This is a genomic window from Inquilinus ginsengisoli, assembly GCF_031453975.1.
Lineage (GTDB): Bacteria > Pseudomonadota > Alphaproteobacteria > DSM-16000 > Inquilinaceae > Inquilinus > Inquilinus ginsengisoli_A.
The window spans coordinates 500,574-520,758 of sequence record NZ_JAVDPW010000005.1; the positions used below are offsets into that span (position 1 = coordinate 500,574).

10 protein-coding genes and 3 pseudogenes are annotated in these 20,185 nt (G+C 63.0%); all 13 read left to right on the top strand.

The window, feature by feature from the left end; all coding sequences use genetic code 11:
- Positions 1-10 precede the first annotated feature (10 nt).
- A complete protein-coding gene (locus tag E9232_RS16795; protein ID WP_309795614.1) occupies positions 11-6,268 on the top strand; it encodes an FG-GAP-like repeat-containing protein in 6,258 nt (2,085 codons plus the stop codon).
- A gap of 87 nt (positions 6,269-6,355) precedes the next feature.
- A complete protein-coding gene (locus E9232_RS16800; protein WP_309795616.1) occupies positions 6,356-6,907 on the top strand; it encodes a hypothetical protein in 552 nt (183 codons plus the stop codon).
- A 139-nt stretch (positions 6,908-7,046) separates the two neighbouring features.
- A complete protein-coding gene (locus tag E9232_RS16805; protein ID WP_309795618.1) occupies positions 7,047-7,484 on the top strand; it encodes a prepilin-type N-terminal cleavage/methylation domain-containing protein in 438 nt (145 codons plus the stop codon).
- Positions 7,481-7,918 carry a type II secretion system protein gene (locus E9232_RS16810; RefSeq protein ID WP_309795619.1) on the top strand — a complete coding sequence of 146 codons (438 nt, stop codon included), beginning with the start codon at positions 7,481-7,483 and terminating at the stop codon, positions 7,916-7,918. The genes E9232_RS16805 and E9232_RS16810 overlap by 4 nt, the downstream gene beginning before the upstream one ends.
- Positions 7,912-8,226, top strand: coding sequence for a hypothetical protein (locus E9232_RS35845; RefSeq protein WP_374710627.1), 315 nt, complete (start codon positions 7,912-7,914; stop codon positions 8,224-8,226). The genes E9232_RS16810 and E9232_RS35845 overlap by 7 nt, the downstream gene beginning before the upstream one ends.
- 600 nt (positions 8,227-8,826) lie before the next feature.
- Positions 8,827-8,961 carry a hypothetical protein gene (locus E9232_RS35850; RefSeq protein WP_374710630.1) on the top strand — a complete coding sequence of 45 codons (135 nt, stop codon included), beginning with the start codon at positions 8,827-8,829 and terminating at the stop codon, positions 8,959-8,961.
- A 129-nt stretch (positions 8,962-9,090) separates the two neighbouring features.
- Positions 9,091-9,348 carry a prepilin-type N-terminal cleavage/methylation domain-containing protein gene (locus E9232_RS16820; protein ID WP_309795621.1) on the top strand — a complete coding sequence of 86 codons (258 nt, stop codon included), beginning with the start codon at positions 9,091-9,093 and terminating at the stop codon, positions 9,346-9,348.
- 471 nt (positions 9,349-9,819) lie between these two features.
- Entirely contained in the window at positions 9,820-10,290 is a 471-nt protein-coding gene (locus tag E9232_RS16825; RefSeq protein WP_309795623.1) for a hypothetical protein, read from the top strand.
- 73 nt (positions 10,291-10,363) lie between these two features.
- Positions 10,364-11,442, top strand: a pseudogene (locus tag E9232_RS16830) (IS256 family transposase); the annotation flags it as partial.
- Between the two features lie 155 nt (positions 11,443-11,597).
- Positions 11,598-12,656, top strand: a complete 1,059-nt coding sequence (locus tag E9232_RS16835; RefSeq protein WP_309795624.1) for an acyltransferase family protein — start codon at positions 11,598-11,600, stop codon at positions 12,654-12,656.
- Between the two features lie 341 nt (positions 12,657-12,997).
- Complete coding sequence (locus tag E9232_RS16840) at positions 12,998-14,062, top strand: tyrosine-type recombinase/integrase (RefSeq protein ID WP_309795625.1); 1,065 nt, start codon at positions 12,998-13,000, stop codon at positions 14,060-14,062.
- A gap of 608 nt (positions 14,063-14,670) precedes the next feature.
- Positions 14,671-17,088 (top strand): annotated as a pseudogene (locus tag E9232_RS35910) (FG-GAP-like repeat-containing protein); the annotation flags it as partial.
- Positions 17,089-19,994: 2,906 nt separating this feature from the next.
- Positions 19,995-20,090 (top strand): annotated as a pseudogene (locus E9232_RS35855) (RHS repeat-associated core domain-containing protein); the annotation flags it as partial.
- Positions 20,091-20,185: the final 95 nt, after the last annotated feature.

The window sequence follows — 20,185 nt, forward strand, 5'->3', positions numbered from 1 at the left end:
GGATGTTTTGATGACGGGATTTGTCGGATTGCGGTTGGCTGCGGTGTCGTTGCTGTCGTTGACGATGGTGACGGCGGGATGGGGGGCGCGGGGCCAGGAGGCGGCGTCGGGTCCGGAGCCGTTGGTGCCGGAGGTGGTGGCGCCAGCGTCAGGCGATGGCGAGCAGCCGGCGGCCGCCGAGAGTGCCGACACCCCATCCGACAAGTCCGAGGCGCCGGCGGGTCCGTCCCAGGCGGAGCCGTCTGCGGCGATGGCGGCGGCGTCGGTGCCGGAGGATCCGGTGGAGAACCAGCTGTCGCTGCCGGCGCTGGAGGCGGCGCCGACGGATGCGTCGTCGAACGGCAGCTATTCGACGAGCGTGTCGATCGATGTGCCGGGGTTCCACGGGATCGAGCCGAAGTTGCGGCTGGTCTACGGCTCGAGCGGGGGCGCGGGGCCGGGAGACTTCTACGCGGGCTTCGTCGGCTTGAAGTGGGGATTGGGCGGGCTGCCGGTGGCCGACATGGCCACCCGGAACGGAGGGGTGCCGCGGTTCAGCTCGGGCACCGCGATGAACGTCTTCCGGCTGGACGGCCAGGAGTTGCTGGCATGCGCGGGCGTTGCCGCGGGCGCCAGCGCGAGCTGTGCTGCGGGAGGCACCTACACGACGCGATGGGAGAGCTACCGCAAGATCGAGACGGGCGGCGGCTGGATCGCGACGTCGACCGACGGCACGCGGTCGATCTTCACGAAGTTCGAGCCGGTGGGCTACCGTTGGCTGCTGACACGAGTGCTCGATGTCGACGGCAACGCGGTCGACTACGAGTACGATGCCGGCCCGGGGCTCCCGGCCGGGACGGCCTGCGGCCAGCTGCCGGACGGCACGGACACGCAGCGGAGCTGCTGGCCGTCGCGGATCAGCTACGGCAACGTCGAGATCAAGTTCGTCGCCGAGGGCGCCCAGACGGCGGTGAAGGCGACCGGGCGGGGCATGGCGCGCCTGGGCACGCTGCTGCGGCGCATCGAGGTCCGGGTGAACACCGGAACGACCGCCCAGCCGGCGTTGCAGCCGCTGCGGGCCTATGCGCTGAACTACGAGACCCGGATCGGGGCGCCGCGGCTGACGTCGGTGCAGCAGTTCGGGCGTGACTGGCAGGGCCTCGCCCTGCAGCCTTATGTCTTCAAGTACAACACCGACGCGAACCAGGCCTTTCTGAAGGTCGACCACGCCGGGCCGCTCGGTTCGTCATCGCTGAGCTACGGGGACTTCGACGGCGACGGCCGCGAGGACGTGCTCGAGGTGATACAGGACTACCTCGAGGGGACGTATAGTTGCCAGGCGGACATCTGGCTGTCACGGCGGGCGGCGAACGGGGATGACATACTGGTCGGCGCCGGCGTCACCTATCCCAACGGCACCACTGCGTTCAACTGCGCCACGACGGACACGCGGCTCGACAGCATCCGGGTCGGCGACTTCAACGGCGACGGCCGGTCGGATCTGGTGATGGTCACGCCGCGGAAGGCGCTGGTGTACCTGTCGAGATTCACCAACGGCACCGTGTCCTTCGGTGGGGTTCCCATCGACATCAGCCCCGCGGCGGACGTGGACGGCAAGGACGTGGTTCTCGGCGATATCGACGGCAACGGCCGGACCGCCCTGCTGGTGCTCAGCAGGGCGAAGGTGTTCCGCCTCGACCTCAACGGCACGACCGCATCGGACGAGCCGCTGGTCCTGGGAGACTTGGACCCCACCACCGACCAGGTGCTGGGCATGCTGGACGCCAATGGCGACGGCAAGCAGGAACTGCTGGCGGTGCATGTCACCGCAGGCACCGGGACGGACCAGTACAACTTGTACGGCTACTGGAACAAGACGCTCAACACGATGTCGACCAACCTGCTGGGGGAGTTCGGCAGCAGCTTCAAGACCTACGCGTTCGGGGACTTCAACGGCGACGGGGCGGTCGATGTCGCCCGGATGGACAGCGCCGGGACGATCCTGCCGTTCCTGTCGAACGGCACGCTGTTCGCAGGGCAGGGGAGCCTCCTGGTCCCGGGGGCGTGCAGCAATTGCCGTGTCGTGGCCGGCGATGTCGACGGCGATGGCCGCAGCGAGCTGATTGCGGCCAATGCGGGTGGGCAAAGCATCATCTACACCTTGCAGAACGGTGGCACCTGGACGTCGCAGACGATCGCGACGCCGGATGTGCGCCTGGCGGGCGATGTGAACGGGGACGGCATGGCCGACCTGATGTACGTCAAGACCGGCAACCTTGGGGTGCAGTACTCGACGGGGCATGTGCCGGATCTGCTGACCAACGTGACGAACCCGATCGGCGGCAGCACGGTGGTCGCCTATGAGCCGTCCACGAAGTGGCTGAACGGCAACCTGCCCTTCGTGGTGCAGACGGTGGTCAGCACGACGGCATCGGATGGCCGTACGGGCGGGGTGACGGCGACAACGAGCTTCGCCTACGAAGGTGGCGCCTGGGATGCGAGCGAACGCCAGTTCCTGGGGTTCCGGACGGCGACCGTGACGTTGCCGAAGCTGGCGAACGAGGCGCAGGGCCCGAGGCGGCGCTACACCTACAAGCAGAGCCTGGCGTCGGCCGGGCGGATCGAGCACGTCGAATACATCGATGGTCCGGTTGCAACGGAGCGGGTGCTGCGCGAGGGCCTCGAGGAATATCAGGAGCAGACGAGTCCGCCCTACCGGTCGCGCAGCGTCGCGAGCGAGAGCTGGGACCGGTACGGGACGACGGTGCTAAAGACGCGGACGGAGCGGAGCTTCGACGTGTACGGCAATGTGATCCAGGTCCGCGAGCTGGGGCGCCATGGCGACACGGTGTCGGACGGCGATGAGCGGACGACGACGCGGAACTACGTGCCGAACACGGATGCATACATCGTCGACAGGCCGCAGAACGAGGCTGTCACTGTCCCTGGCAACACCAATGCGTTGCGCTATGTCCGCTACCGCTACGACGGAGGGGTGACACCGACCAAGGGCCACCTGACCGAGCAGAACGTGGAGGTGCGGGCGGCACCTGGCGCGCCCCTGTTGGCGCTGCCGGCGAAGCGGTTCGAGTACTACCCGAACGGCAATCCGAAGGCCACGATCGACGAGCTCGGCAACCGGACGGAGATCACCTACGACACGGCCTTCCAACTGCTGCCGGTCGAGGTGAAGAACGCGCTGGGTCAGAAGACGAAGACCGATTGGGCGCCGTCGGGCGCGTGCCTGAAGCCGGGGACGACGACCGACGTCAACGACCAGGTGACGACGACGACCTATGACGCGCTGTGCCGTCCGGAGCGGGTGGATCGTCCCGACGGGAGCCACACGAAATGGGTCTACTACTTCTTCGGCGATCCGAACAAACAGCATGTGGACATCCGGACGGGGACGGATGCCGACGAACTATACACGCAGGCGCAGTTCGACGGGTTCGGACGCTCATGGAGGACCTACCGCGAGGGTCCGTTGGCGTCGACGAGGATCGTCACCACGCGGAGCTACGACGCCCGGGGCAATGTGTCGGCGGAGAGCCAGCCCTACTACGATAACGCCGCGGTCTATCAGACGACGCATCTGTACGACTCGCTGAACCGTGAGATCGAGACGCGGATTCCGGACACGCCGAACGACGCACTGATCCGGACGACCATCGCCAGCAGCGAGGTGTCGTTCGACAAGGTGACGGTGACGGATCCGTTCAACCGTCCGACGACGACGCATCGCGACGCCTATGGGCGGACGGTGCGGGTGGACCGGTATACCGGGCCAGCGCCGACGCCGCTGGCGACGACGAAGTACAGTTGGGATCCCCTGGGCCAGCTGGTCGGGCTGACGGACCCGATCAATGCCGCCTGGATCTATGTCTACGACACGGCAGGCCGCCGGACGCAGCAGAAGGATCCGGACCTCGGGACCTGGAACTTCACCTATTACGACGACGGCTCGCCGAAGACCCAGACGGATGCGCTGCAGACGGTCACGGCGCTGGAGTACGATGCGCTGCGCCGGGTGACGAAGAAGACGGTGACGCTGGACCAGGCCAGCAGCGGCGACGTGACGTCCTTCTACTATGACGAGGGGTTCACCGAGGGGAGCGCGAGCTTCTACCAGAAGGGGCGCCTGACCCGTCAGGTCAACGCGACCGGCCGGCAGTGCTTCGGTTACGACCTGGCCGGGCGGCTGGTGGTGCAGAAGTGGACGCTGTGGCCGGGCAGCCCGCTTGCCGACAATTGCAGCACCGACACGGTTGCGGGGTTCCGCCTGGTCACGCGCTATGACGGGCTCGGCAGGGTCTCAGGGAAGGCGTATCCTGATGGTGATACGGTCGGCACCTCGGGGTCGCCGTGGCAGTACGACGCCGCGGGCCGGCTGTCCTCGATCCCTGGAGCGGTGACCGAGATGTCCTATGACGCGGCCGGTCGTCCCACGGCGGCGCGCTATGCCAACGACGTGCAGAGCGCCTGGACTTGGTCGCAGACCCGCGGCTGGCTGGACAGCATGACGATCAGTGCGGGATCGACGGTGCGGTTCAAGGCCGTGTACACGCGGGACCTGGTTGGGCGGATGAAGACGTCGACGATCGCCGAGGATGGCACGGACAAGGAAAGCTGGACCTACGGCTACAGCTTCATGGACCAACTGGCGGCAGCGGCCAACAGCAAGGATGCGAGCCGCAACCAGACCTTCGCCTACAACCCGGGCGACAACATCACCGCGGGCCCGGCCGGAAACTACGTGTATCCGACGGCGGCCAACGCACCGCAGCCGCATGCGCCGACGAGCGTCAATGGCCAGGCCCTGCAGTGGGACGCGAACGGCAACCTGAAGAGCGGGCGTGGCCGCTGGTTCAGCTGGGACGGCGAGAACCGGCCGACGGAGATCCGGCTCGGGGCGCTGCCGACGGCGCCGAAGGTGGTGTTCGCCTATGGCCCGGACGGATCGCGGTGGAAGAAGACGGCGCCGACGCCGGGAGCCACCGGCTGCAGCGCTCAGCCACCGGCGGCGGTGACCTACAGCTTCGGGTCGGAGCTGGAGCTGCAGTACCGTTCGACATGCGTCAGCGGCAACTGGAGCACCACGTCGAGCTGGATCAAATACGTCAGCGGGGGCGTGAAGCGCGTCACCACCGGCGGCACGACCACGACCCTGTTCCTGCATGGTGACAACCAGGGGTCGACGCGGCTGGTGACGAAGGCGGGCGGTGCGGTGGAGGAGCGCTCGACCTACGCGCCCTACGGCGCGCAGAGGCAGACGCCGGCGGTCACGGCCACGACGACGGAGAGCCAGGGCTACATCGGGCAGCGGGACGACCCGGAGACGGGCGTCGACCCGACCACCGGCGCGGCGGACCCGGAGGCGGGGCTGCTGTACCTGAATGCACGGTACTACGACCCGGTGATCGGGCGGTTCATCTCGCCGGACTGGTGGGACCCGACCGACCCAGGCGTCGGCACCAACCGCTACGCCTATGCCGGCAATGATCCCATCAACGGATCCGATCCAACCGGGCACTGCAAGGGCGGCGAATGCAACGATACTGACGGATCTGACTCTGGGTGGGGATCTGGTGGCGGTCTTAAAGACGGAAATTATGCAAACGGTGAATATACAGGAGCGTCCGAAACATTGCAGGACGCTTACGATGCGATGCGCGGACGGATCAATGTACGACTTGGCGGAGGGGCACTACCGATCAAGGTCGCCGTTTCGCCTGACCTTGCAATAGGGCTCTTCCGGCACTTCACTACAAAAGAAATGGCTCTTTGGCACGCAATATTTGGCGATGCGTTAAACACTTCTGGGATACGGGTTGGGTGGACCGATAAGCTTCCGGATGATGTGGCCATGCAATACAGCGTTGACCCGATGCTGGGAGCTCAAATACAGACTACAGGAGCTTACTACAGCAATGACTATGCATCTTTTGCAAGTAAGGATAACAAGAGAATGCGCGATTCTGATATCGCGAGAACGCGAAGCATGGTTCATGAACTGACCCACGCGTACCAGGATCAAAACGGAAGTCTTTCGGATGGAAATGCAGCGCAATTCCTTCATTTTGACTGTTATCGAGATTGCTCGGCAGCGGTCAAAAAACAGATGTATAGCTACTCTTTCGATATGTCGTGGAATGATATGTATCCCGAGCAGAAAGCCGAGTTTGTTGCTGACTCATTTATGGCGATCACGGGGAATGTTCAATTTCCTTCAATTGCTACCTTCGAGTCTTACCGAGTGAATTTGCCAGCAGGATTTTATCGAGACTGATTGCCTGCGGCGGCGCTCGGTGCATGACTAATGTATGCACTCTATCTTGCATCCAAATCGTAAATCTCGGACTCAGAGGAGGCGACGATGATGGAGCTGATTGGGTTGGAGTTAAGCGTGATGTGGCAGCGATTGAGAGTTAGAATGGTGAAAAGAGTAAGGCCTCCTTTGTTGTCGGCAGGTATTTTCATATCTATTATTCTAATCCAGTCAGGATGCAGTTATGCTGATACCCAAGGCGGCCCCGGCGTCATTCCAGAGAGTTGGGCATCCGCGCGGCAATGGATTTGCCGACCAAACTACTCTGCAAATGTATCATATGACGGAATTGCCGCTTCAATTCGAACCAGACAAGTCATAAATGATTTTCAACCTATAATCGTCGATCTACGTTCAAGAACAATGCAATATCAAATTATTGGAGATGTGAAACTTGATATAGTAAAAAGGATAAATGATATAAAATTTAACCAGGAAAAAAATGATTCTTTAATCGAAAGTACTGTATCTCTGCAAATTGTTTATAATAATAGAGTAGACTTCATGTTCGTGAGCCCATCAACTGGCCGCTTCGTATGGCGAACCGGAGGAGTGTCTCCCGCATCGATGATTTTCGGACAATGTGAACCTATCATGTGACAAAGCTCCTCATAATTCAAACTGACAAGAGTGATCAGAGCCGAATATCGGTAACAATTAGCCAGACCATCGAGCGCCGAGATGGTTTCCGACCGATTCAGGTGCGGTATGATTTCGTTACGAAGGGGCCATTTGTACATTGAATGACGGATTCACCTTGATCGAAATGCTGATCGTCCTGGTGATCCTGGGTCTGACGATGGCCGTGGTCGGGCTGGCCGTGCCGGAGTGGCGCACCCGTTCAGCCCTGCGTGAGACGGCCGCCGGGCTGGAGCGCCTCCTGACACAGGCCCATGACGTCGCGCTGCGCCAGCAGGCTCCGATGCTGGTGCGCTTCGACCCCGAGGCCCGTCGCATCGGCATTCCGGCACTCGGCCGTTGGCAGGCGGTGCCCGATGGGTTCGACCTGACCCTGACCGGTGCCGCCATCGGTTGCAACGGCGACGTCCCGGCCCTGCTGTTCCTTGGCGATGGGTCGAGCAGCGGCGGTATCCTGCCCCTCGGCCGTGGCGATCGCCGCCTGTCGTTGCGGATCGCTTGGCTGACCGGGACCGTCAGCCAGGAGAGCCCGCCATGAGCCAGGCGCGCCGGGAGAACGGCTTCACCCTGGTCGAGGTGCTGGTGGCGTTGGCCGTGCTCGGCGGCATCGCTGCTACGGCGCTCGTGCTGCTGGTGTCCGGTCGGGATCGCGACGCACGCGCGACGGCGCAGCTGCGCGCCGGGCTGGCCGCCGAGGCCATCCTCGAGCGGGTCGGGCTCGACCTGCCGCTCGCGCCGCGCAGCGTGTCGGGCCGCCTGGGCGACGGCAGCGCCTGGTCGCTCTCTATCGCCCCGTATCGCGAGGACGGATTGCCTGACGTCGCCGGCCAGCCGAGCCTGTTTTCCGTGATAGTTCGCGTCATGTCACGCCGTGGACCGCCCGTCCAACTCGCAACCTTGCGCGCCGCCGGGCTACCGCCGTCACGACCCGACCAAGCCCGGATGCCGGTTTCACCCTCCTTGAGGTGCTGATCGCGCTGGTGCTGACCGGGCTGGTCGGCCAACTCCTACCAAATGGAGCTGTCGCTCTCACGGTCCCGAATGGTTATGTCGGGACGCTTGCGTTTAATGGAGATGGTATAGTGTTTCGAGCGCCAGGCACGATCACGAATCATAATACGATTAGAATTGCAAATGCAAACGAGACGGCGCCCTACACTTATATGCAGGTTTACAATGGAGCGATACCAGATGGTCAGACAATTAGTGTATTTACTGGCAAAATTCTCTCAAATAGAGACTCTCATTACGCATTTGGTGGATTAATGTTCAGTAATTAGTTATCTATCGGAGAAGAAAGCGCCATGGTAGAATTTCCGCAACATGAATATTTCAAATCATTTGTTGGCACGCGAGTATCGAGCGTCATTTTTCAACCCTTTTCTATCGATGTAACATTTGACGATTTTCCCATAATGGTTATCGAACACGAATTGGAATTCGTTGACGACACTGGAAAATAAGGAACATATATTTATTCAGAATGGTTATGGAGCAACAGCGATTCATAAAATAGTCAATAAAAAAATAGTAAAGATAGCGCGTCTTCCTTTTATACTGGAATTTTACTTAGAGGATAACTTGATCCTCAAAGTTCGCTCAATTCCTGGAGCTCTAGAGTCCGGCCATTTTTTACGTCACGGTGAACTTGCAATATTCTGACTGTCGGGATGTCTCCAGGGCGGCAACCTGGTATAGAAAAGTGAGGCGGGACTCGGGATTCATTTCGCGACGACACAGCCTACTACGATCAAGAGATCATTCGGCATAATGCCGGCTTGACCGATCAAGTGAGATCGTGGACGGGACCCTTCCCCTTCCTCAGGAGGCGTACCGTGACGAGACCGGCCGGCCTCTTACCCGGTTTCACCTGGATCGAAATGCTGATCGTGCTGGTGATCCTGGGGCTGACGCCGCCGAGGCCATCCTGGAGCGGGTCGGGCTCGACCTGCCGCTCGCGTCGCGCGGTGTGTCGGGTTGTCTGGGCGATGGCAGCGCCTGGTCGCTTGCCATAGTCTCGTATCGCGAGGACGGATTGCCCGAAGTCGCCGGCCAGCCGGGCCTGCTCTCCGCCATGGTCCGCGTCACGCACGCCGTGGACTGCCCGTCCAACTCGCCACCCTGCGCGCCGCCGGGCTAGCGCGATGACGACGCAGCCAAGCCGGGATGCCAGTTTCACCCTCCTTGAGGTAATGATCGCGCTGGTGCTGACGGGGCTGGTCGTCTCGGCCGGGTTTGGCCTACCGAAGCTGTTCGCCCGGTTCGACCCGCAGTCGCAGAAGGTCGCAGAACTGCGTGTCGGTACGGCAGTGGCCGGCCGGCGACGGCGCGCCGTGGCCGAAGGCGCGGTGCCAGACCTGTCTTCCCCGGAAGAACTGGTGCAGACCAGCGAGACGGATTGACGCCGCTGTCCCTGGGGCCGCCGATCCTGAGTCTCGACCGGCCGGCACCGCTGACCTTGCGGGTGGCGCGGGGCGATGGGCAGGCCGCGTTGCGTCTGGCCTGAACGGACCCTGAGACCCGCTCCGCGCACGAGGAGACGGTGCTGGCAGGCGCTCGCTCGATCCGGCTGAGCTACTTGAATCCCGGCTGTCCAAGTGCTCCCGGAGGCGGTCGGCTCCGATGGGGTTGGCGTTGGGCGCCGGCGGTGGTCCTGCTACGAGCAAAAAAATCAGCAGCGGGCGATGACAACATCTGCGATTTCGCATAGCCTAGGAAGATGCTCAGTCTCGGTGATACTTCATGGGTAGCATCGATCCGGGCGGACCGAGCGATTTTCGGGTGGAACTGCCCCTCGGCCAGCGAAATATCTCGGTTTAGGAGATGTCTTCGTGACCCTACTGCTCACCCGCATTGTTTGACGGCCTGAGAAAATGAATGGCCTTTGGCTGGGCCCGACTGCGGTCGATCTCATTTTCGAACGCATGCAGCTCCGTGGCATGCTGCCGACCAGGGCGGGCTCGGCCCTGTGCTATGGCGGCAATGCCGAGGATCGCCGATTGCAGTTGGCTGGTCTGTTCGACGAGATTGCCGCATCGCTCACGCTGCCCGAGCAACCTGGCGCTTTCGACTTCGTAACCGCGGAGATGGAGTTAGACCTGCCGGTCCTTGAAAAAATGCTGAAGCTGCTCCGACCTGGAGGAGCCTTCGCATTGCACTTCAGCCATCTCAGCCTGCTGCGCCGCCGCCGCTCCAACGACATGAAGAAGGTGGGAGTCATCCTGTGCCGGAATGACATCTGGGAACGCGAGCAGGTCCGGCCTGATCTCTTGATCGGTAAAAAGATGATGCGGAATGTCGAGATCCCGCAGCCTCCACGTCTTCGGTTGGTGGCAAGCCGCTGAGTGATTGCATCGGCTGGGTGCGTTGCTCATTGGTAACGGCACGACAGCCAATACACTATATTGCCCAGAATCGGCGAAGTCCGGCGCAGGCTTCGGCGAGAAGAGCGCGGATCGGTTGGCGCAGCGCAACGGCTACCGCGAGCGCGACCGGGAGTCTCGGGCCGGGACGGTGGAGCTGCGCATCCCGAAGCTGCGGACGGGCAGCTACTTCCCCAGCTTCCTGGAGCCGCGGCGTCTGGCGGAGAAGGCGTGACGGCGGCGATCCCGGCGCAAACGCGAAGCGTGCGTCGCGAGGAGGCCTACGTCCAAGGGATCTCGACCCGCTCCGTGGACGAGCTGGTCCGTGCCATCGGCAGCCCGGGCCGTCGAATAGCCGAGTTAGCCGGCTATGCGAAGAGATCGACGAGAAGGTCCAGACCTTCCTCGCCAGGCCGATTGAGGGCGACTGGCCAAACCTGTGGATAGACGCGACATATGTGGAGGTCCGCCAGGCCGGCGGCGTGGTCTCGGTCGCCGTGACCGTGGCGGTGGGCGGCAACACCGACGGGCGGCGTGAGGTTCTGGGACGAGGCGTGGGCCTCTCGGAAGTCGAGACCTCCTGGACCGAGTTCCTGCGTAGGCTCGCCCGCCACGGTCTCAGAGGCGTTAAGCTGGTGATCTCCGACGCCCACGAGGGACTGAAGACCGCCGACGCCCGGGTACCGGCAGCCACTTAGCAGCGCTGCCGGGTGCACGTCATGAGGAATGTCCTGGCGCATGCCGGCAAGAGCGGCCGTCGGGTGGTCTCGGCCTTCATCGCCACCGCGTTCGCCAAGAGGATGCCGCCGCCGGCGAGGCTCAGCGGCGCCGTGCCGCCGGCCAACTCCGGCCCAAACTGCCCAAGCTGGCCGCCTTCATGGATGCAGCCGAAACCGACGTCCTGGCCTACATAGACGTCCTCAAGGACCACTGGAGCAAGCTCCATTTCACCAACCCGCTGGAGCGGCTGAATGGCGAGAGCAATCGCAGGACCACGTCGTCGGCATCTTGCCCGAAGAGGCCGCCATCCTCCGCCTCGTCGGCGCCCTGCTGCTCGAGCAGAACGACGAATGGGCCGTTCAGCGCTGTCGCTACATGACACTGGAAAGCGTCGCCGCCATCGGCGATGATCCCTCGTCAGCCGGCCTATCATGGCACCCTGACCGACCCGGCCCAGGTCGGAGTCATTACCTCGTCGCTCCTACGCCATTCCCGGGGACACGATCTTTGCATTGCCCCCCAACCGCATGTCACTATGGGCCGCAGATCGAATTTCCATGGCTCATTAGATGATCCCAATAAGCGTCGCCAAACTCCAGGGCGTCCAGATTCTTCGCGGCGTCGCCGCGAGCATGATCGTCGTCCTTCACTGCATCTATGTCGTTTACAGCAGGGCCGCGCCTCCGGATGAAGTGGCGGCGCGGTTCGGCTTGTTCCTTGGTATTGGGGTCGACATCTTCTTCGTCATCAGCGGCTTCATCATGATGATGATCAGCGATCAGCGGAAGACCGGCGCAGGCAAATTCTTTGTCAGCCGGGTCTGCAGGATCGTGCCCAACTATTGGTTTTATACGCTGCTGCTGGCAGGCGTCGGGGTGATGGTTCCGTCGTTGCTGCGGGCCATCGATGTGAACGCGGCGACCCTTCTGAAGTCGCTGTTCTTCATCCCGTTCCTGCGGCCCAACGGCGAGGCGCAGCCAATCCTCGGCGTAGGCTGGACGCTGAACTACGAAATGTTTTTCTACCTGATCTTTGCAGGACTCATCAGCATTGGCGCCTGGCAGCGCACCGTCGCAATGGCCGGCATATTCGCTGTACTCTTCGCGATAGGATTGATGAGTGATGAGGCGTCGCTAATGCGGTGGTTCTTCGGCAACACCATCGTGTTCACGTTCGTCGGTGGAATGGTTCTCTATCTGATCTTCCGCACGTGGGGCAGGCCTGGGCCGATGCTCTCGATGGTTGCCTTCGGCACCGCCATCGTCATCCTTGCTCCTATGGTCGGCGTTTGGAATCCGTCAAGGGAGGCGAGATTCCTGCTATGGGGCATCCCCTCGATGCTCATCGTCTACGCTGCGCTCGGTCTGCCTCTGATGAAGCAAGCTGCGGCCCGTTTCCTTGAGGCGGTCGGCGATGCCTCGTATTCGCTCTATCTGTGCCACTCCCTCGTCATCACCGCGGTGTTTTTTGCTTGGCGCGCGCTGGGTGTTGTCCCGCCATGGGCGTTCATTCCAGCTGCCTTTGTGGCATCCCTCTTAGCCGCGTTCGTCGCTTACCGCTTCGTTGAGATCCCGCTGACTGAAGCGGCCAGATGGATGCTCGAAGGGCGTCGTCGCCGGGCGGCGTGAGCCGCCGACACTCGAGACGTCGAAGCGAGCTCGACGACGATGGCCCACAGGAACCCCAATCGAGTCTCATCCGCAGCCGCCTCCGGGCGGCTTTTTCATGTCTGCGGTTGGCGGATCAATCCACATCGGCGACCGGAACGGTAGATCCGAGTGTTCCCGATCCGGGCCCGTTCGCCTACGCCGCTCGATCAGACGTAGGCCAGTTAACGCATTGATCTTGATGCACGATATTGGCGATTATCGGTCGTTGGGGCGTGGCGCCCCGCCATTTCCCGCGCTAGACTCGTTGCCGGAGGCCGACCATCCGGCCGCAGGGCAGCTGGAAGGGCAGGGGAGGGGGCATGACGGACATCCTGGCGATCGCGGTGGCATCCGCGTCCATGGCGCCTGTGGCCGACGACGCCAGGCCCCAGGCTCTGACCGAGGCGCAGATCGCCGAGATCCGCGCGCTCGCCGAGAAGGCGGACGAGCTGGTGAGCGCCGCATCCTCGGCCAACACCAAGCTCGCCTACGGCAAGGCCTGGCGGGCCTGGAGCGACTGGTGCCTGCGCTTCGGCCTCGACCCTGTTTCCGCCGACAGCCGCTGGCTGGTGCTGCATCTGACCGCCCTGGCCGAGACCCGGTCGTTGTCCACCATCGAGTTGCGGCGCTCCGCGGTGGTGACCATCCGGAAGCGCCTCGGCCACCCCGTCAACCTCGATCTCGCCGGCTTCGACGACTTCATCAAGGGCCTGCGCCGGACCAAGGGCGCCCGGCCGACCCGAAAAGCCGCCCTGCTCGAGGAGAATCTGCGCGCCGCCATGCTGCTGATCCCGGCGGATTCCGGCCCGGATCCCGAACGGGCCCGGCGGCTGCGCGACCGCGCCCTGCTGCTGACCGGCTTCGCCGGCGGCTTCCGCCGCTCCGAACTCGCCGGCTTCGACCTGCGCCATGCCATCCTGTCGGCCGAAGGCCTGGTGCTGTTCGTGGCCGGATCGAAGACCGACCAGGAGCGCGACGGGGCCGAGGTCGGCATCCGCGCCGTTCCCGGCTCGCCGCTCTGCGCCGTGACCGCCCTGCGCGCCTGGCTTGCGGTACGCGGCGATTTGCCCGGGGCGCTGTTCTGCCGGATCGATCGCGGCGGCCACCTGGTGACCGGAAGCGACGGCCGCCACCCCGCCATCGCCGGCCGCACCGTCGCCCTGCTGGTCAAGCGGGTGATCCGCCAGGCTGGGCTGGATGCCGCCGAGTTCTCGGCCCACAGCCTGCGCGCCGGCATGATGACCGCGGCCGACCGCAAGAGCGTGCCCCTGGAGCGCGCGATGGAGCATGGCCGCTGGAAGAGCCTGGCGACCGCGCGGGGCTACCGGCGGCACTCCAGCCTGTGGGTGGGGAATTTCACCGAAGCGCTGTTGCGCGACGAATAGGGCCGCGTGCTCGGCGTGCGGAAAACGTCCCTCCCGCGACTCTGCTGTTGGTGCCGCGTCCGTAGGGGTAGGTCTTCACCGGACCCGACAGCGAACAGGACAGGAAAGGTTGTTGTCTGCAGGGGCAACGATTCCGTCCTTCTGCCGCCCCGCTCCGAGAGGCTCTTGTGCGCGGTTGGGAATTCTGTCGTGCTGGAATGGCGTGCGGTGTCGAGTCGTGACGTGCGGTCCGAGCCCGAATGGGCGGGGCCGGTTGCGGTGGGCCCGTAGACGCGCGATCGGGGGAGAGCGTGACGATGCGGGTCGGAATTCGGCAGCGGGCGGGCGCAGCTATGCGTCCGGCGTGGCGGGTGATGCGTGCAACAGCGGCATCGGCCCTGGTGCTGGCGGCACTGTCGGGAAGCCCTGGAGCCTGGGGCCAGGACGAAGCGCCGCCGCCAACGGATTCATCCGGTCCCGAGATTCTGATCCCGTCGACAGAGCCGAGCGTGATCGAGCCGGGCGTTTCGGCTGAGACACCCCCCGTCGAGCCCTCGACGGAGGTGGAGACGCCGTCCACGGAGGACGTGGCCCAGCCGGAAGGTGAGGCGACACCCGACTCCGCGGCGATGACGGCGGCTGCATCGGCGTCGTCGGACGATCCGGTGACGCAGCAGTTGACCCTGCCGGTGCTGGCAAACGAGCCGCCGGCGGCATCGTTCAACGGCAGCTACACCACCTCGGTGCCGATTGACGTGCCGCCATTCCATGGCATCGAGCCGAAGCTGTCGCTAGTCTACGATTCGAGCCAGGGGCAGAAGGCGGGCGGACTCTATGCCGGCTTCGTCGGCGCCGGCTGGCGCCTGTCGGGCATTCCGGACATCGTGCGGGCGTCGCGCGTCAAGGGCGCGCCTTCCTTCGACGGCAATCTTACGGACACAACGGACGTTTTCCTGCTCGATGGGCAGGAGTTGGTTCCATGCACCGCTTCCGCAGTTGCCGCTGCGTCGGCGAGTTGCCGGGCGGGCGGCACGCACACGACGCGAAGCGAGAGCTACCGCAAGATCGTGTCAGCAGGCGGAGGCTGGCAGGTCTACACGCCGGACGGGACCCGATTGACCTTCGTCGCCGTCGGAAAAAACGAGTGGGCGGCGCCGAACTATCAGGCGTCGTCCAACATGAAGAGCGGGTATCGCTGGTTGCTGTCTCAGGTCCTCGATCCGCACGGCAACGTCGTCACCTATAACTATACCTGCGCGGCACCCACCTGCTATCCGACCTTGATCTCGTATAACGGAGTTGGGGTCTATTTCTGGTGGCCGGCGATTCCGGGCGGCGCGAGCCAGACGCGGGCGACTGGTGAGGGCCTGATGGCGCTCGGGTCCCAGTTGCGGGGCAACCAGATTTATGTAAATGAGCGGCCAAATACCGACCATCTACGGCTGCGAGCCTATGATCTGAAGTATCAGACAAGTCCATCAACCGGACTTCAGCAGCTGGTGTCCGTGCAGCAGTTCGGCAACGACTTCGTCTGGAATGGTACTTCCTACGATGCCCCTACAAAGTTGCCGCCCTGGCGGTTTGGTTACACCAACGCGCCGGTAGGGTTTGAAGCCAAGACCTACAATTTCGCGGACGCGGACGATTCGACGCTGAGCTACGCCGATGTGAACGGCGATGCCCGGCAGGATGTGGTCGTGATGCAGGTGGAGCACAGGGACGTCGACCCGTCACGGGAGACCGAGACGATCGTCGACTACTGCTCGATCAGGGTGTGGCAGTCGGTGCCGGGGAACAACCTTCAAGCATCGGCGGCACCTTTGGACGGGGAAGCGTTCCAATGCGATTCCGGGAAAGAGCATCCGAACTACAGCATGCGGACGGCGGATTTCGACGGCGACGGCCGGGCGGACATCGCCTTGGTGTCGAGCCAGAGGATCGCGGTTTGGCTGTCGCGCGGTAATGGAACATCCTTCCAGGGAGCGCCGTCGATCCAAATGGCGGCCCCCCCGGTCTGTTCCGGCCCGCACGATGATCAGTCGTGCACCTACGACTCCGTCGACGGCGGGGAGATTATCCTGGGCGACTTCGACGGCAACGGCAAAGTCGACATCATCAACAAGCAAAAGGGGCGGGTCTACAGTTGGGCCGCCAACGCCAACGCCTTCGCCAATGCCGATCTCGGCATCGACCTGCCCAATTACGGCACCGTCAATGTGGGTCTCGACCTCAATGGCAATGGCCGCGAGGACCTGATGGTCCGGACCTGCAATCCCAGCGGCAATTTCTGCATCCCGGATGGCCACTACCGGCTGTACGTGGACGACGCGGCGAACGGCTTCAACCTTCAACAGAGGCCCTCGGGCAACTGGCCGGATCAATTTAGCGGATCCGTCACCGGCGATTTCAACGGTGACGGTGCGACGGACTTCGCCGGGCTGAAGGAACCCAGGAATTCGCGGATCAGGATCGCGCTGTCGGGCGGCAATCAGGTCATTGAGCAACAGGGACTGGAACCCGGTGGGGACTGCCCCGAAGGCGGTTGCCACCTGTTCGCCGGCGACTTCGATGGGGATGGTCGCAGCGATCTTCTGATCTCGGGGCTGAGCGAGGCGGACGGTACGGTCCGGTTGATGTACTCGCGTGACAACAACCAGTGGGCGCCGTCCGGGTGGTTCAGTCGCAACGACATCCGTTCCGTCGGAGACTTCAACGGCGACGGCAAGGCCGACATCGTCCTGGACCTGGGGAACGGGTTTCAGATCATGTACTCGCTCGCACCCGATCCCAACAAACCGACAACTGATCTGGTTTCCGACCTGCTGAAACTGGTGATCAATCCGATCGGCGGCACCACGGAAATCCACTACACGCCGTCGTCAGCATGGGGTGCCACCGCCGGTACCAACCTGCCCTTCATTCTCCAGACGGTCACATCGGTGACGCAGAACAGCGGCGCGGGAGCTGTCGGCACCACGGGCTTCACTTACTCCGGCGGGAGATGGGACGCGACTGAGCGTCGGTTCCTCGGTTTCGCCTCAGCCACGGTGACCAAGCCCTGCAGCGACGGCGTGTGTCCGTCGGAAGTCCACGACTTCATGCAAAGCCTGGCCTCGGCCGGCAAGCCCTGGCGGGTCCGGCATTTCGCAGGCCCTTCGGACCAGACATCTCTGCTGCTAGAGGAGCGGGAACACTACGACGAGCAAAACGCGCCGCCCTATTTCTCGAAGAACGACCGAAGCGACCGATTGATTTGGTACGGGGGAACTGCGCATCAGGCCGCCACGGAACGCGATATCGACTACTTCGGCAATGTCCTGAACCTGCGCGAATTCGGCAATGTGAATGGCAGCGGCGAAGACCGTGTCACCACCACCACTTATAATTACAATTTGGGCCTGTATATCGTCAATTTGCCGTCGCAGCAGAAGCTATACGATGGCCCTATCACCGGAACCCAGACGCTCCTACGACACACCGTCAATCTCTATGACGGAGCCACGGGCAGCGGCACTTTGCCGACCGAAGGCGACCTGACCATGGAGCGGCGGCTGATCGGCTCGGGCTGGGCAACCCGCAGCTTTGTCTATGATACCCACGGCAATCGGGTCCTGGAGCTGCAGACTGTCGGATCGCAAACGATCCAGACCCAGACCGAATACGACGAGACCTACCAGCTGTATCCGGTGAGGGTGACGAGGTCACTCTCCACCGGAAATCATATCACATCCGCCACGATTGACCCGGTCTGCCTGAAACCCAAGACCACGACTGACGTCAACGGTCAAGTCTCGACCTGGGGTTATGATGCGCTGTGTCGGCCGACAGCTGTCGTCAAGCCAGGCGGCGACTTTGTGAAGTGGAGATATCTATCCACGGGAGATATCAATCAACAGAGGGTGGATGTCATCAGGCCAGGTCCAAATCCCACCACGGATTTGTGGTCTTCACACCGCTACGACGGTTTCGGGCGAAACTTTTTTACTGCGTCCGCATCGTACGACGGGACTGAGGCGAATGTGATTCGGGTCGAGCGCGAGTATGATGCTCGCGGCAACCTGACGGCTGAGTCGGAGCCAGCCTATGATGGCGAGTTCCATACCTGGGGTACTGCACCTCGGACCGTCTATCGATACGACGCGCTCGACCGTGAGGCGTCGCGGACCTTACCTCACGATCCCAATGAGAGCGGCCAGAGCTATTCGACTTACTATGGCCTCAATGACAACCTGGAGTCCTTCGACTGGGTGGCGACGTTCGACCCGCTGGTTCGCAAGAAGTCGGCGATCCGGCGCGACGCCTTCGGCAACACCGTGGCGACCGAGCAGTACCTCGGCGCCAACCTCCGCGGCGATACGACCTATCGCTGGAACGCAGCCGACCAACTGGTCGGGATCACAGATCCAATCGGGGCGGTCTGGACTTACCAGTACGACACTCTCGGCCGCCGGACGGCGGCGTTCGACCCGGACCTCGGCCGTATTCTGTTCGAATACGACGACGCCAGCCGGCTGGTGAAGCAGACGGATGCGCGGAATTCGATCATCACCTTCGATTACGACACGCTGAGCCGGGTCACCCGCAAGACGGTGACCCGGGGCAGCCAGGCCGATGTCACGGACTACGTCTATGACGAGGCGGTGCCGGGGTATCTCAACAAGGGACAATTGGTCCGCCAGGTGAACAACGTCGGGCGGTTGTGCACCGACTTCGATGTCGCCGGGCGAGTGGCACGGCAGCGCTGGACGCTCTGGCCGCAGGGCACGCCGGCGGATCGAACCGCAACCTGCGCCGGGGATCCGCCGGATCCAGCGCTGACGGTCACCACCTGGACGGCCTATGACACCGGCGGGCGGGTGGTGGGCCGGATGTATTCAAAAGAGGGGGCGTCGAGCCGCGAGTTGATCGGCGGGATCGGCGGGCAGGGCAGCCCCTTCACCTATGATGGGGCAGGTCGGTTGGCCTCAATCCCGGACCTGATCCCGAAGGTCACCTACAATGCGGCAGGGGCTCCGCTGCGGACGGACTATGCCAACGGGGCGAACACGACCAACACCTACGACAAGTACCGGGGCTGGCTGCGAACGCGCTTCACCAGCGTGGGGCCTGGTCCCACCGAAGGTCGCTTCTATGCCGGATACTCCTATGACCCGGTGACGGGCCTGATTTCGGCGGCTGAGATCTCGAATTCGGCGCTGAATGAATACTGGACCTACAGCTACGACCTGATGGACCGCCTGACGAAGGCGAACAACACCCCCGACAGCACCCAGGCCCAGACTTTCGCCTACGACCTGGCGGGCAACCTCACGACGATGCGCTTTGTCGGGGAGTACGACTATCCGGCCCCGGGGACGGCTGGGCAGCCGGCGCATGCGCCGAACTGCATTCGGGGGAACAGCACGGCGTCATGCCAGCCGGCGAATGAGCTGCACTACGACTTCGCGGGCAACATGGTCACCGGCCGCAACCGGACGATCGAATGGGACGGCGAGAACCGGCCGACAAAGGTGACGGTGGGCGCGGGGGTGACCAAGTTCGCCTATGGGCCGGATGGCTCCCGTTGGATGAAGACGATGCCGACGCCAGCGAACGCTGCCTGTCAGGGGGCGCCTCCGAACACTCAAATCTTCTCCTTCGGGCCGGAGATGGAGCGGAAGGTCGAGCCATTGTGCGTGTCCGGGCAATGGACGATACCTGAGACCACGCCGGTGGTGTGGACCAAGTACCCGCATCCGGATGTGAAGCGGGTGAGCGTCGGCACAGGCGGCACGCCGGTGAGTTATTTCATCCATCGCGATGGGTTACAAACCATCCGCCTGGTGACGAACAACGCGGGCGGGTTCGAGGAGTTCTCGACCTACACCCCCTTGGCAGGCGCACCCAGACACCGAACACGGGAGCGACCACGGAAGAGACCAAGGGTTTCATCGGCGAGCGCGAGGACCCGGAGGTGGGTCTGGTCTACCTTAACGCCCGCTACTACGACCCGGCGATCGGACGGTTTATTTCGCCGGATTGGTGGGATCCGACCGAACCCGGCGTTGGGACCAATCGCTACGCGTATTCGTTCAATGATCCGATCAACAAAAGCGATTCAAGTGGGCATTTTTCTGACGAATTGAACCAATTAAGGGATGCATC

Coding starts and splice junctions, on each gene's coding strand:
- E9232_RS16835 (WP_309795624.1), top strand. CDS start 11,598: ATGATCCCAATAAGCGTCGCCAAACTCCAGGGCGTCCAGATTCTTCGC.
- E9232_RS16800 (WP_309795616.1), top strand. CDS start 6,356: ATGATGGAGCTGATTGGGTTGGAGTTAAGCGTGATGTGGCAGCGATTG.
- E9232_RS35850 (WP_374710630.1), top strand. CDS start 8,827: ATGCTGATCGTGCTGGTGATCCTGGGGCTGACGCCGCCGAGGCCATCC.
- E9232_RS16810 (WP_309795619.1), top strand. CDS start 7,481: ATGAGCCAGGCGCGCCGGGAGAACGGCTTCACCCTGGTCGAGGTGCTG.
- E9232_RS16795 (WP_309795614.1), top strand. CDS start 11: ATGACGGGATTTGTCGGATTGCGGTTGGCTGCGGTGTCGTTGCTGTCG.
- E9232_RS16840 (WP_309795625.1), top strand. CDS start 12,998: ATGACGGACATCCTGGCGATCGCGGTGGCATCCGCGTCCATGGCGCCT.
- E9232_RS16820 (WP_309795621.1), top strand. CDS start 9,091: ATGACGACGCAGCCAAGCCGGGATGCCAGTTTCACCCTCCTTGAGGTA.
- E9232_RS16825 (WP_309795623.1), top strand. CDS start 9,820: ATGAATGGCCTTTGGCTGGGCCCGACTGCGGTCGATCTCATTTTCGAA.